This is a genomic window from Nocardia sp. NBC_01730, from assembly GCF_035920445.1.
Lineage (GTDB): Bacteria > Actinomycetota > Actinomycetes > Mycobacteriales > Mycobacteriaceae > Nocardia.
Genome location: NZ_CP109162.1, coordinates 5,534,916 through 5,547,805, shown reverse-complemented (window position 1 = coordinate 5,547,805; position 12,890 = coordinate 5,534,916). Strand labels below are relative to the sequence as shown.

Sequence of the window (12,890 nt, the reverse complement as noted above, 5' to 3'; positions counted from 1 at the left end):
GTGCGGGTGTCCCGCAAGATACTGGAGGTGTGATGAGCAGGGCTGCCGAAGGCATGGTGCTGGTGATCAATTCCGGCTCGTCGTCGATTAAATACCAGCTTCTGGACCCGGAGTCGAGCGTGGTGGCCGCTTCCGGGACGGTCGAGCGGATCGGCGAGGACAACGGGGGGATCGAGCATCACGCCGACGGCGAGACCACCGTGCGACGCGGGCTGATCGCCGACCACACCGCGGGGTTGCTCCTGGTCTTCGACATGTTCTCCGCGACGGGACGCGATCTGGTGCGGGAGGGCGTGCACGCGGTCGGCCACCGGGTCGTGCACGGCGGCGAGGTGTTCTACCGGCCGACGCTGATCGACGACTCCGTGGTCGCCACGATCTCCGAGTTGTCCGTACTCGCGCCGCTGCACAACCCGGCCAACGTGGCCGGCATCGAGAGCGCGCGCGAGCTGTTGCCGGGCGTGCCGCAGGTCGCCGTGTTCGACACCGCCTTCTTCCACAGCCTGCCCGACGCCGCGAAGACCTATGCGATCGATGCCAAAATTGCTGCGGCACACGGTATCAGGAAGTATGGATTCCACGGCACGTCGCACGAGTACGTGTCCGGTCGGGCTGCCGCGCTGCTCGGGCGTGACCTCGCCGAACTGAACCAGATCGTCTTCCACCTGGGCAATGGCGCATCCGCCTCCGCCATCCGCGGCGGGCGCCCGATCGATACAAGCATGGGCCTCACCCCGCTCGAGGGACTGGTGATGGGCACCAGGTCAGGCGACCTCGATCCGGGGATAGTGCCGCATCTGGTTCGCTCCGCGCACCTGGACATCGACCAGATCGATGCCCTGCTCAACCGGGACTCCGGTATCAAGGGTCTGTCCGGCGTGAACGATTTCCGCGAGCTGCAGCGCCTCATCGACAGCGGAGACGGGACCGCCAGGCTCGCCTATGACGTGTACATCCACCGGTTGCGGCGCTACCTCGGCGCGTACCTGGTGGAGCTCGGCGGTGTCGACGCGATCATCTTCACCGCAGGTGTCGGCGAGAACAGCCCGCAGGTGCGCGCTGATGCCCTCGCCGACCTCTCCGTATTCGGCATCGAGGTGGATCCGGCCGCGAATATGGCGAAAGACCGCGGTGCCCGGCATATTTCGCCACCCGGCGCACCGGTCGCGGTGCTGGTGGTGCCCACCAACGAGGAGTTGGCGATCGCCAGGGCCGCGCATCGCGTGGTCGCCGAGACCGTCTGAGGCAGGTGCGCCGCGCCGATCCCGATGCTAGAGCCAGGTTTTCGCGCGGATCCAGTTGGCCAGATCGACCAGCGCGTAGCGGTGGTTGCGGTCCGTCGCCCCGCGGGCAAGGGACCGGAGACCGGTTTCGATGCCTGCCCGCAGTTCGCGTTCGGTGAAGGGAACATCGAACAGGGTCGCGTCCGGGCGATTCGGCGTATTGCCCGCCTGCAGCCAGGCCAAAGCGGTACCGCGGACGAGTACCCGCATCTGCACCGCACGACCCTCGGCTACCGGCAGGCTGAGCACCCGCGACGCCGCGATGTGCAGGGTCGCCTCGTCGAGTTCGGCCACCGGTTCGGCGGTGAGCATGAGCAGAACGGCGGTCATCCGCGCCGTGGTGAAATGCCGTGACGCGGCGGGCACTTCGTCTAGCGCCTGCACGGCATCGGTAACCCGGTTCACCGCGGCCAGCTGCCTGGCCAGCCCGAAGGCGGCGCTCACCACGGCGCGGTCGGTGCGCCAAACGGTCTCGTAGGACTTCTGCGCGTAGGAGCGCCACTGTTCGGGGTCCGGCGAATCCCAGTGCTGGAGGATGAGTTCGGCGGTGGCGGCGAGTGCCAGCTTCGGGGCGATCTCGCCAGGCAGTATCCGAAGGACGTCATCGAAGGTCGCGAAAGCCCGCTCGTATTCCCGGTCGAGCAATTCGGCGAGGCCGCGATACCAGCTGACCCGCCAGTCGCTGTCGGGCAGGGGAGCGAGCAGATGTAGCACGGCGGACGATTCGCGCAGGTCGATCCGTATCCGCGCCTCGGCCAAGGTGAACTCCGGATCCGATGCCTGCACAGCAATCTCGGGATCGGCCTCGGCGCGCACACGCGCGTCCCGCAGCGCATCGAGGGCCTGTGCGGGTTCGGGATGCACCGTAGCGGCGAGCATGGATGTGGACGGCTCGGCCGGGTCGAGCAGCGGAATAGGCAGCGCCGCGACCACTTCGCGGGCATCGAGCTCGGTGCTGCGGGCGCGACCGTCTGCGTAGGCGTCGGTCTGGCCGATCAACTCCTCGGTGCCGAAGCTGCCGCGCGGCGGACTGAAGACAGTCGACAACCGCGGGTGCTCGGTATCGTTTTCCAACGCAAGGATTTCGCGCAGCACGCCCCACATCTGGGCGGACATCGCCTTGGCCGAGGGAAAACGGCGGTCCGGGTCCGGGTCGGTGGCGCAGAGCAGCAGGCGATGGAAGAACTCGAAGCGCGCCAATACCGGCTCGTCGGCGACATCCGGTAACCCATCGAGGTAGCGCCCATGCTTCATCGGCATGTTCAGGGTGAGCACCGCGAGTGTGCGGCCGACGGTGTAGATGTCCGAGGCCACGGTGGGACCGGTCCTCGCGATCTCGGGCGCCTGGAATCCCCTGGTGCCGTAGAGGTTTCCGTACGCCTCGATGGTGGTGACGGCGCCGAGGTCGATCAGCTTCACCTGGTCCTCGGTGACCATGACGTTGTCCGGCTTCAGGTCGTTGTAGGTCAGACCCGTCGAGTGCAGGTATTCCAGCGCGGGCAGGATCTCCAGCAGGTAGGCGATCGCCTCGGTGACCGGCATGCGCTGCGGGCGCGGGTAGGTGTCCAGAATGTCGCGCAGCGAGCGGCCGCCCACGTACTCCATGACGATGTAGCCGACGGGCGCGCCGTCGGGGCCGGGGTGCTCGACGAAATTGTAGATCTTGACGATGCTGGGATGCGCCACCTCGGCGAGAAATTGGCGCTCGGCCACCGCCACCGCCTGGGCTTCGGCATCGCCGGCGTGCAGTAGGCCCTTGAGCACCACCCAGCGGTCGCTGACGTTGCGGTCGATCGCGAGGTAGACCCAGCCGATTCCGCCGTGGGCCAGACAGCCCTGGACCTCGTACTGTCCCGACACCATATCGCCCGCGTGCAGCGAGGGCCGGAAATCATAGGGCGCCTCGCACGTTCGGCACACGCCCGCCGTCGTCGTTGGCCGGGTTGCCGTCGCCCTGCCGACCGGATCGCCGCACCGCCAGCAGAATCGCTTGCCCTCGGACACCATGGGATCGGCGAGCACGGCGTCGCGCGGATCGGCGGGCGTCACCGTCGGAATCTGCACGAGCCCCGCGCCGAGCCGTCGCACCGCCGGATGTGACCGCGCGGTCCGCACGTTGCGCCCCGAGGTGCGCGCCGTTGCCGCCGAGTTCGGCTCCGAATCCGTACGCCGTGCACCGATATTGCCTGCCGCGACGGTGCCCATTGCCGTGCTCGGCGGCGCGGTCCTCGGCGCGTCGCGCGCCATCTCGGTGCTCTGCCCGCCTCGTTCGGCGGCGGCGGTTGCCTCGGCCTGGGACGCTTGTGTTTTCACGGGGTCCTGATCGGCGTCTCCCGCACCCGACTCCGCTTCGGCAGAACCCGAACCAACTTGGGTAGAACTGGAACGCGCTTCCTCAGCTCCCTGGTCACCCTCTGACTCGCCATGCACGGGCGGACCGACCGAACCCGCATTCTGATACCTGCCGAGCAATCCGGTGTACCCGCCCGCTGTCCCCGCTCCGGACAGTTCAGGAGAACCCGGCCCTCCGGCCGCGGTTTCGTCCGCGTCGGAATCGGGGTCGGGCCGGGTGTTCATTAGATGTTCAGCGCGGATTCTTCCTCGTTCACGAGGGAGAGGAAGCGCTTTCCTCCTTTTGGTGTCGGTGGTGGCGGCTAGGTTGTGGGGTGTGGATGAGGTGGTGCGGTACAGCTATCGGCTGCGGCCGGGCCGTGCTGCGGAGTGTGCTTTGCTGGCGGAGTGGCATCGCTGCCGGTTTTTGTGGAATGAGGCCGTCAATCAGCAGAAATCGGGGAGAGCACCGACGTTCGGTACATTGAGCAAGCTCCTGACCGATGCCCGCTCGCGGAGCGCGTGGTTGCGGGAGGGGTCGCAAGTCGCGCAACAGATAGCGGTGGAGGACTTCGAACCGAAGTTTCTGGCGAAGTCCACGATGGCGCGAAAGGCCGCTGACGCGGCGATCGACGCGGCGAAGCGGGAATTGATCGGCCGTGGCACGCGGGCTGGCCGGAAGGTGGTGTTGGTGCAGCCCGCCCACACGACAATGACGTGTTCGAGTTGCTTCGCGAGAGCCAAGCAGCGACTCGGGCTCGCGGAGAGAATTTTCCGGTGCCACGGCTGCGGGTATACCGATGGCAGGGACCGGAACGCCGCCAGCGTGATTCTGGCTGTGGCAGAGCGCGGCCACACTCGTGCCGACGACGTAAGACAATCGGATCACCTCCTTCGGGCGGCTGGTTCGGTTGCGGTCTGAGCGAGCAATCCCCCGCCTTCAAACAGGGGAAGCGTTAATGCTCGTCAGTCTTGATAGGTGGGTGGGGGAGGGGCGGGGACGGGGCCGAGCACGGTGAGGTACTGCTGGTAGATCCGGCTCCAGGTGCCGTCGCTGCGGATGCGGTCCAGCGTGCCGTTGACGAAGCGGACGAGATCGTCGGAGCCCTTGGGGATTCCGATGCCGTACGGCTCGACGCTGATGCTGTTGCCGACCAACTCGGTGTACGGGTCCTGGGAGGCAAGCCCGGCGAGGATGGCGTCATCGGTGCTCACCGCGTCGACCTGGCGCTGCTGCAGAACCACCAGACAGTCGGCCCAGGTGGGCACGGTGAGTATGGTCGCGGTGGGCTGTTCGCGACGGACGTGGTCCAGCGAAGTGGTGCCGGGCACGATGCAGACCCGTCGGCCCGCCAGGTCGGCGAGACCGTGGATCCCGGAGTTCTTCATCGCGAGCACACGCTGATTGGCCTGAAGGTAGACGGTGGAGAAGGAGACCTTCTCGCGCCGCTCACAGTTGATCGTCATGGTCTTGGCGACCAGGTCGACGGTGTGGTTCTGCAGCGCGGTCTCACGTTCGGCCGAGCCGAGGCTACGGAATTCGATCAGGTCCGGGCTGCCGAGCAGGTCGCGGGCGACCTCCCTGGCGATGTCGGCGTCGAAACCGACGACGGCGCCGGAGACCGGGTCGCGGTAGCTGAACAGATTGCTTCCGGTGTCCAACCCGACGAGCAGCCTGCCGCGCGCCCGAATCGCATCGATCACCGGTCCACGCGCGGCGCCGCCTGCTCCGGTGGGGCGCAGACTGGCGGTCGCGTCCCCGCACTGCGGCGTTTTCTGAGGCGGCGGCACCGGCGAATCCGTCAGCACCGGAATCGCTTTGGCGGGCAGCGGGGGAGCGGTGTACTCGGGTGTCTTGGTCGGCAGCGGCGCGCTGGAGTCGCTCGCGCAGCCGCTCGTCAGCGCCGTCACGACGAGGACGACCATAAGGGTGCCGCGCGCGGATCTCATCGGTACTCCCGAAGCCGGGGCCAAATGCCGAGTCCGACATAGCCTGCCGCCAGAATGCCAAGCACCATCGCACCCGCCCCGAGGAAGTCCAGCACGCGGGCCGCTTGGGCGATCTTGCCGCGCAAGGTGTCCCGCGTCTCGGTGATGCCCTGCTCCAGCGAGTGGTCAAGAGCGCTCACCTGCGCGGTGGCGTCCTCGGAGCCCGCGCCGGTCGCGACGGAGGCCGCGCTGTTGAAGTCGCCGCGGGCCAGCGCATCGTTCATGTGCTGATGCGCGACCCGCCAACGAGCGAGCGCCGGAACCGCATTGCGCACCTCGGCGGCCGCGGGCGCGGAGCCGGGGTAGCCGCCGAGCAGGTCGGCCAGCCGCTCGATGTCCACGTCGTAGGTGCGGTCGTAGTCGCCGGTGGCGTCCCTGCGCACCAGCTTCAGCGTTTCCGCCGCACGCGCCTGCTGCGCCAGAATCCGGCTCTCGGTCAGCCGCGAGGAGGGCACCGCGCCATCGTCTCGGGCACGGATCATCGACGTCGCCGACACCGAACCCGCGATCACCGTCCACGCCAGCAGAATCAGCATCCCGACGGATGCGAGCAGGAGTCCGGGATTGACCACCCGCCGCCAGCGCCGCGCAAGATCCCGCTGCACCCAGACCAGCGCCCCGAGCGTGAGGATCAGCAGCACGATCGCAGGCCACGGCGGGCGCACGTGGTTGCGCTGCGCGTCGGTCACCGCTGCCGAGCGGTGGTTCTGCAGCTCCTCGGCCATGGGCAGCAGCGTCGTCTGCATCTGGTTCGATGCCTCGCTCAGATACGCGGCCCCGACCGGATATCCGCTGCGATTATTCGTCCGTGCCGTCTCCACCAGACCCGAGTACACCGGAAGGCCGGTGATTATGCCGGTACGCAGCCTGGCATCCGGGTCGGCCGCCGCGTCCGGGCCGACGCCGCGGTCCGATTGGGTCACCAGCTCCGCCGCTGCCTCGCCCATGGCCTGGGTGTAGCGGTCGCGCACCGCCTGCGGCTCCAGTCCGCCCGCGATGAAAGCGGTACTGGCCGCGGCGTCGGCGATGGACAACGAGGTGTAGAGCCGGTGCGCGGAGTACGCGTCCGGTTCGGTGTCGTAGAGCAGCACGTGAAGGCCCTGCTGGCGGTCGCTGACCGTCGCCGCGGTCACCGAGCCCGCGGCCAGGCACAGTGCGATGAGCAGAAGGCCGACCGCGATCAGTCGTCCCGGTGACGATCTGGCGAAGGACCGCAGGTTGGCCGGGTCGAGGTGCTCGCGCATGAACGCGACCCGCAGCCCGCTCGGATTGTCCCGATCGCCAGGCTCGGCAGCGGACGAAGGCCGGAGTTCGGCTGTCGTCTGCTCGGTGCGAGTCATGTCCACCTCCCCAGTCTGGGCCGCGTGCGCGGATTTCTCGAACGGCCGATCGGACATTTGATCGCTCCGTGCGTGTTGGTGCGGAGTTTATTGTGGTCATACGCCCGCCGCGGCGTGTGAAACACCCCCGATTGGGAGCAATGCGGAGGGTGAAGCACTGTCGTAGCTGGATGAGGATAGGTACGAGATGCGTGGTGACGGTGACGGTTGGTCACATGGTCCGGACGGATTGCGGCACTGGGGCCGCTTCGGTGCGGCCGGTCTTCTGTTGCGCGCTCCGCTCGCCGGTGGGGGTTCGGCGGTGCTGCTGCAGCACCGCGCGCCGTGGAGTCATCAGGGCGGCACCTGGGCGTTGCCCGGCGGAGCCCGCGACAGCCACGAGACCACCGTGCATGCCGCGGTCCGCGAGGCATGGGAGGAGGCGGGCATCGATCCCGCCGACGTCCGGGTGCGCGGCGAGCGGGTGACCGCGTCGGCCTCGAGCGGCTGGACCTACACCACGGTGGTCGCCGACGCCCTCATGACCTTGCCGACCAGCCGCAACCGGGAGAGCACCGAGCTGGCCTGGGTCCCCGAGGAGGAGGTGCACGTCCGTGCGCTGCATCCCGGGTTCGCCGTCGCCTGGCCTACTCTGCGCGCCGCGCCTGCCTGGGTGCGCCTCGCGGAGATCGAGGACGACGGTGCGGTGGCTGCCGTGCTTCCGCGCACACTCGATCTAGCCGGCCAGGGCTTCATCTGGCTGCATTCCGATCCGGACGGACCAGGTGACTACGCCAGGATCGTGCCTACGGCGGACCAGTCGCCGGCCGCCGAGCCGACAACGGACGGGAACACCGCGCTGGACACCGTGCTCTCGCTCACGCGCAGTCAGCTGCTTTCCTGATACGCAGTGTCTCCGCGTTCACATATGTCTCCGCGTTCGCACATGTTTACGCGTTCGCGGTTTACGCGTTCGCGAGGTTTACGTGTTCGCGAGCAGTGCCGCCTTCAGTTCGCGCGCCGCGGCCTCCGGATCAGGCGCCTCGGTGATCGCCCGCACCACGACGATCCGTGTCGCTCCCGCCGCCAGCAATTGCGGGAGGTTCTCCGCGTCGATCCCGCCGATCGCGAACCACGGCCTGGTCGGATGGGCGTCGCCGGTCGAACGCACCAGCTCGAGTCCGGCCGCCTGCCTGCCCGGCTTGGTCGGCGTAGCCCACACCGGCCCGGTGCAGAAGTAATCGATGTGTTCATCGATCGCGGCGAGTCCCGCCTGGGCGCGGTTGTGGGTGGACCGCCCGATCGCCACGTCCGGTCCGAGAATCCGGCGCGCGTACCAGGGCGGGAGATCGCCCTGCCCGAGATGCAATACGTCGGCGCTCGCGGCCAGCGCGAGGTCGGCGCGATCGTTGACCGCCACCAGCGCGCGGTGCCTGCGCGCGGCCGCCTTCAATTCGGCGAGCGCACCGAGCTCGGCCCTGGCTTCCAACGGACCGAACTTCGCCTCGCCGGGCGATCCCTTATCCCTGAGCTGGATGATGTCGACTCCGCCTGCGAGCGCCGCCTCGGCGAATTTGGCCAGATCGCCCCGCTCCCTTCTGGCGTCGGTGCAGAGATACAGCCGCGCGTTTGCCAGACGCTCCCGGGGCGATGCGGGTCGATACGGGTGGGAGGGTTGCACGCCTTCGACCGTAGCCGCGCTACCGTGGGGAAGCGAATAGGAGGCAGGTGGATCGGATGCGGACTTTGGCCGTCGTCGGTGGCGGCGCCATCGGACTCGCCGTGGCCTGGCGGGCCGCGGAGGCGGGTTGGTCGGTCACCCTGTTGGATCCCGCCCTCGGCGCCGGAGCCTCCTGGGTCGCAGGGGGGATGCTCGCACCGCTGTCCGAGGGCTGGCCGGGGGAGGAGCGGGTGCTGGAGTTCGGTGCCGCCTCGCTGGCGCGCTGGCCCGAATTCGCCGCCCGGCTGGACGCCGCGACCGGGGTCTCGGTCTTCGTCGCCGACGAGACCATGACCGTCGCGCTGGACGCGGCCGATGCCGCCGACCTGCGCACCGTGGCCGACTGGGTCGGTGGTCGCGGCCACGAGCTGCGGATGCTGGATCGCGCGGAAGTTAGGGCGCTGGAACCATCCCTGGCGCGCACGGTGCGCGCCGCCCTGCTCGCGCCCACCGAACCCGCCGTCGACAACCGTGGGCTGGTGACGGCCCTGCATCAGGCGGCCGACGCGGCGGGCGTGCTGGTTCGCGACGAGTCCGTCGATTCGCTGGCGCACCTTCCGCACGACCAGATCGTGCTCGCCGCGGGCGCAGCCTCGGCCAGATTGTGGCCCGAGCTGCCGGTGCGTCCGGTGAAGGGCGAGATCTTGCGTCTGCGCCACCGCCCGGGCGTCGCTCCCGCGCCGCAGCGGGTGATTCGGGCCAGGGTGCACGGCAGGGCGGTATACCTGGTTCCGCGCGCCGACGGGCTCGTCGTCGGCGCCACGCAGTACGAGGCGGGTTTCGACACCGCGGTCACCGTCGCGGGCGTGCGCGATCTGATGGCCGACGCGGAGGCGGTGTTCCCCGGCATCGGCGAATACGAGCTGGCCGAGGTGGGCGCGGGCTCCCGGCCCGGCAGCCCGGACAACCTGCCGCTGATCGGCAGGCTCACCGACCGGATCGTCGCGGCCACCGGGCACGGCCGCAACGGCATGCTGACCATGCCGCTCACCGTGGACGCGGTGCTGAGCCTGCTCGGCGGGGCAACGCTGCCCGAAGCGGAAGTCGCTGACCCGCAACGCTTTTCGACGACTGTAGGAGGAATTCGATGACGCTGTCATCTGTCCCCATCGGTGTCACGGTGAACGGCGACGACCACGAGTTCGCCGAACCGCTCACCGTACGAGAGCTTTTGGCGCGCCTCGACTTGCCATCCCAGGGTGTCGCGCTCGCGGTGGACGGCGCAGTGTTCCCGAAGTCGCGGTGGGACGAACCGGTCGGCCGCGGCTGGCAGATCGAGGTGCTGACGGCGGTCCAGGGTGGCTGAGAAATCCGGTGTCGCCGATGCCCCGCTGCGGATCGCGGACCGCGAGTTCGGCTCCCGCCTGATTATGGGCACCGGCGGCGCGGAGAGTCTCGCCGTGCTCGAGGAGGCGCTGATCGCCTCGGGTACTGAGCTGACCACCGTCGCCATGCGGCGGATCGATGCCGCGGGCGGCACCGGCGTGCTCGACCTGCTGAAACGCCTGCGGATCGCGCCGCTGCCGAACACGGCGGGCTGTCGCACGGCGGCCGAAGCGGTGCTTACCGCACAGCTTGCCCGCGAGGCGCTGGACACCAACTGGGTGAAGTTGGAGGTGGTCGCCGACGAGCGCACCCTGCTGCCCGACCCGATCGAATTGGTCACCGCCGCAGAGCAACTCGTCGATGACGGTTTCGTCGTTCTGCCCTACACCACCGATGATCCGATCCTGGCTCGCCGCCTGGAGGACGCGGGCTGTGTAGCGGTGATGCCGCTCGGTTCGCCGATCGGTACCGGCCTCGGCATCGGCAACCCGCACAACATCGAGATGATCGTCGCCGAAGCGAAGGTCCCGGTCATTCTGGACGCGGGCATCGGCACCGCGAGCGACGCCGCCCTCGCCATGGAGCTCGGCTGCTCCGCCGTGCTGCTGGCGACCGCGGTGACCAGGGCCCGTCGACCCGAGCTGATGGCCGCCGCCATGGCGGACGCGGTGCGCGCCGGATACCTGGCCCGGCACGCAGGACGTATCCCCAAGCGGTTCTGGGCTCAGGCATCGTCTCCCGCGCTCTGACAGGTACGGACTGCTCGGGCAATCAGCGGGCAGCCGACCGGGATCGATGACCGCAGGAAGGTCCCGGGATTACAGCTCGAGGTAGCGGCGTTCGTACGGCAAGCGCGGACATCCGCTGGCGTCACCGGGGACTATGCACGCCGCGTGGACGTGGTGGCGGGCCTGATGTTCTCGAACGAACACCAACGCCTACGTGAAGTACACGAGGACACGGCCGGAGTTGTTCGGGTCGGGCTCCCTGCGCGTGTACAGCTTCTTGATGTGCTTCTGGTCGAGGAAAGCCAGGACGCGGCCTTGGAGCTGCCCTGAGCCCTTACCTGGGATGATTTCGGCGACGGGTGTCCCGGACTGGGCGGCCCTGATGAGGAACTGCCGCATGGCGACATCGATGTCGCGGTTGCTCCGAAAGATTGGATGCAGATCCAAACTGAGCACAGATCGACCCCTTCCACGTTGGGTAAGCGTTCAGCCAGCGTAGGTGCAGCCTCGGCCACCGCCAAGGGATCGCCCACTCCGCCGATGGTGGCAAGCCGGTTGATCGATGGTCCGCCGGGCTGGATTCACCACCGCGAGTCGGCCGACGAGCGGGGTCATCTCGGTAGGTCAAGTCGGCGGTCACCGATCTCGCGACCACACTCGGCGCTGCTCCAGCGGCGTGGCCGTGTTCGGCTCGGTTTACGTGCCTCTGACGCTGGGTAAGCCGTTGCGGGAGTCCGCCTTCGGTTACATTTGCCCCCAAAATGCGGCATGTATCGACACAGTCGGTTTTACTTGCTGTTGTGTCCTCCAATTCCGCCGCTGTCACCGGGCTGCCCCCGGTAGTCACAGGCCGCCTCCGTAATACCAAGCGCTTCGTGACCGACCCGATTTCGTTCCTCTCGGACTCTATGACTCAGCACGGCAACGTGTTTCAGTTCCAGTTGGTCAACGGGAGCATGGTCGGGATCACCCATCCGCACCACATCAAGTACATCTTGCAGGAACGCATGGCGAACTTCACCCGCGAGACCCAGATGTACGACATCATCGAACCATTCATAGGGCGTGGGCTGGCGTCCATTGCCGACCACAACCAGTGGCGACGTAACCGGCGCCTCGTCCAGCCCGCCTTTCACCACAAGAAGATCGATGCGCTCAGCGAGATCATGGTGGCCGAGATCGACTCCATGTGTGACAAATGGGCCGAACATGCGCGAGCCGGCCGGACGATCAATGTCGGCGAGCAGATGAGCCATCTCACCTTGCGGATCGTGGTGCGGGCGCTGTTCGGATTGGATCCCCAAGGTCCGGAGGTCACCGGCTTTTCCAACGCGACGCAGCGGTTGAATGCCGAATTGGGAAAGTTCGTGCGGATGCCGTTGGTCCCCTTGAAGTTTCCGACGCCGAGTCATCGCCGCTTCTGGCGGGCGATCGACGATATGGATGCCATCGTCTACACGGTGATCAACAAGTTGCGCGACACCGACAGCAGCGGCTTGCTGGCCATGCTCATGGCCGCCACGGACGCTGATACCAACGAGAATCTCAACGACAGGGAGCTGCGCGACGAGGTCGTCACCATGCTCTTCGCCGGTCACGAGACCAGCTCCTCGGCCCTGACGTCCGCCATTCTGCAGCTGGAATTGCATCCGGAGGTGCGTCAGCGGCTGCGTGATGACGTCGACACCGCACTGCCCGGCGGGCACGCCACCATGACCGACCTGCCCGCGCTGCCGTTCAGTAAGCAGGTGATGGAGGAGGTGTTGCGGCTCAAACCGCCGGCATGGATGGGACAACGTCGCGCCGACGAGGACGACGAGATCGGGGGCTACCGCATCCCGGCAGGCACTACGGTGATGTTCAGCTATTACCACGCACATCGGAACCCCGAGTGTTGGGACCAGCCGGACACCTTCGACCCGGACCGTTTCACCGCCGACGCGGTCGCCGCCCGTGACCGGAACGTATACCTGCCCTTCGGTGCGGGCGGACACCTGTGCATCGGCAACGCGTTCGCGATGATGGAGATGCAGCTCGCACTCTCGACCATTATGCGCCGGTTCGAGCTGACCATCGAGAACCCGGACCCCACCCCGGTTTCCGCACTGACCCTCAACACCAAGTATCCGGTCATCGCGACGCTGACCGAACGGCAATAGCACTGCGAACAGCGCCCTTTGAACCGCCCTGGCGA

12 protein-coding genes are annotated in these 12,890 nt (G+C 67.7%); 7 read left to right on the top strand and 5 right to left on the bottom strand.

The genetic code is table 11. From position 1 onward, the window contains the following. Positions 1-32: 32 nt before the first annotated feature. Complete coding sequence (locus tag OHB12_RS23055; protein ID WP_327110666.1) at positions 33-1,244, top strand: acetate kinase; 1,212 nt, start codon at positions 33-35, stop codon at positions 1,242-1,244. Between the two features lie 27 nt (positions 1,245-1,271). On the opposite strand, the gene OHB12_RS23050 is transcribed toward OHB12_RS23055, so the two are convergent. Further along, positions 1,272-3,596, bottom strand: a complete 2,325-nt coding sequence (locus tag OHB12_RS23050) for a serine/threonine-protein kinase (RefSeq protein WP_327110665.1) — start codon at positions 3,594-3,596, stop codon at positions 1,272-1,274. A 619-nt stretch (positions 3,597-4,215) separates the two neighbouring features. Here OHB12_RS23050 and OHB12_RS23045 point away from each other — a divergent pair. Beyond that, positions 4,216-4,536: a transposase gene (locus OHB12_RS23045; RefSeq protein WP_327121350.1), complete on the top strand. Its 321-nt coding sequence runs from the start codon at positions 4,216-4,218 to the stop codon at positions 4,534-4,536. Positions 4,537-4,580: 44 nt separating this feature from the next. Here OHB12_RS23045 and OHB12_RS23040 read toward each other — a convergent pair whose 3' ends face one another. Both OHB12_RS23040 and OHB12_RS23035 read right to left on the bottom strand, forming a co-directional pair. Further along, positions 4,581-5,564 carry a glutamate ABC transporter substrate-binding protein gene (locus tag OHB12_RS23040; RefSeq protein ID WP_327110664.1) on the bottom strand — a complete coding sequence of 328 codons (984 nt, stop codon included), beginning with the start codon at positions 5,562-5,564 and terminating at the stop codon, positions 4,581-4,583. Next, a complete protein-coding gene (locus OHB12_RS23035) occupies positions 5,561-6,943 on the bottom strand; it encodes a hypothetical protein (protein WP_442800124.1) in 1,383 nt (460 codons plus the stop codon). Before OHB12_RS23035 ends, OHB12_RS23040 begins: the two co-directional genes overlap by 4 nt. A gap of 187 nt (positions 6,944-7,130) precedes the next feature. Here OHB12_RS23035 and OHB12_RS23030 point away from each other — a divergent pair, with 187 nt between their 5' ends. Beyond that, positions 7,131-7,826 carry an NUDIX hydrolase gene (locus tag OHB12_RS23030; RefSeq protein ID WP_327110662.1) on the top strand — a complete coding sequence of 232 codons (696 nt, stop codon included), beginning with the start codon at positions 7,131-7,133 and terminating at the stop codon, positions 7,824-7,826. A gap of 78 nt (positions 7,827-7,904) precedes the next feature. Here OHB12_RS23030 and thiE read toward each other — a convergent pair whose 3' ends face one another. Further along, positions 7,905-8,603: a thiamine phosphate synthase gene (gene thiE, locus OHB12_RS23025; RefSeq protein ID WP_327110661.1), complete on the bottom strand. Its 699-nt coding sequence runs from the start codon at positions 8,601-8,603 to the stop codon at positions 7,905-7,907. A 56-nt stretch (positions 8,604-8,659) separates the two neighbouring features. On the opposite strand from thiE, the gene thiO reads away from it, so the two are divergent. Genes thiO through OHB12_RS23010 form a run of 3 tightly spaced genes read left to right on the top strand, consistent with a single transcriptional unit; the run spans position 8,660 to position 10,717 of the window. Beyond that, positions 8,660-9,733 carry a glycine oxidase ThiO gene (gene thiO / locus OHB12_RS23020; RefSeq protein WP_327110660.1) on the top strand — a complete coding sequence of 358 codons (1,074 nt, stop codon included), beginning with the start codon at positions 8,660-8,662 and terminating at the stop codon, positions 9,731-9,733. After that, positions 9,730-9,948, top strand: a complete 219-nt coding sequence (gene thiS / locus OHB12_RS23015) for a sulfur carrier protein ThiS (RefSeq protein ID WP_327110659.1) — start codon at positions 9,730-9,732, stop codon at positions 9,946-9,948. Before thiO ends, thiS begins: the two co-directional genes overlap by 4 nt. Then, the gene (locus OHB12_RS23010) at positions 9,941-10,717 is read left to right on the top strand and encodes a thiazole synthase (RefSeq protein WP_327110658.1); all 777 of its coding nucleotides are present in this window, start codon (positions 9,941-9,943) and stop codon (positions 10,715-10,717) included. Before thiS ends, OHB12_RS23010 begins: the two co-directional genes overlap by 8 nt. A 189-nt stretch (positions 10,718-10,906) precedes the next feature. Here OHB12_RS23010 and OHB12_RS23005 read toward each other — a convergent pair whose 3' ends face one another. Beyond that, positions 10,907-11,152, bottom strand: a complete 246-nt coding sequence (locus OHB12_RS23005) for a Smr/MutS family protein (RefSeq protein WP_327110657.1) — start codon at positions 11,150-11,152, stop codon at positions 10,907-10,909. A gap of 419 nt (positions 11,153-11,571) precedes the next feature. Here OHB12_RS23005 and OHB12_RS23000 point away from each other — a divergent pair, with 419 nt between their 5' ends. Then, entirely contained in the window at positions 11,572-12,855 is a 1,284-nt protein-coding gene (locus OHB12_RS23000; RefSeq protein ID WP_327110656.1) for a cytochrome P450, read from the top strand. The last annotated feature ends 35 nt before the right edge of the window (positions 12,856-12,890 follow it).

Excerpts from the sequence above, each read along its gene's own strand:
- OHB12_RS23055 (WP_327110666.1), top strand. The coding sequence starts at position 33 with ATGAGCAGGGCTGCCGAAGGCATGGTGCTGGTGATCAATTCCGGCTCG.
- OHB12_RS23045 (WP_327121350.1), top strand. The coding sequence starts at position 4,216 with ATGGCGCGAAAGGCCGCTGACGCGGCGATCGACGCGGCGAAGCGGGAA.
- OHB12_RS23040 (WP_327110664.1), bottom strand. The coding sequence starts at position 5,564 with ATGAGATCCGCGCGCGGCACCCTTATGGTCGTCCTCGTCGTGACGGCG.
- OHB12_RS23035 (WP_442800124.1), bottom strand. The coding sequence starts at position 6,943 with ATGACTCGCACCGAGCAGACGACAGCCGAACTCCGGCCTTCGTCCGCT.
- OHB12_RS23030 (WP_327110662.1), top strand. The coding sequence starts at position 7,131 with ATGCGTGGTGACGGTGACGGTTGGTCACATGGTCCGGACGGATTGCGG.
- thiO (WP_327110660.1), top strand. The coding sequence starts at position 8,660 with ATGCGGACTTTGGCCGTCGTCGGTGGCGGCGCCATCGGACTCGCCGTG.
- thiS (WP_327110659.1), top strand. The coding sequence starts at position 9,730 with ATGACGCTGTCATCTGTCCCCATCGGTGTCACGGTGAACGGCGACGAC.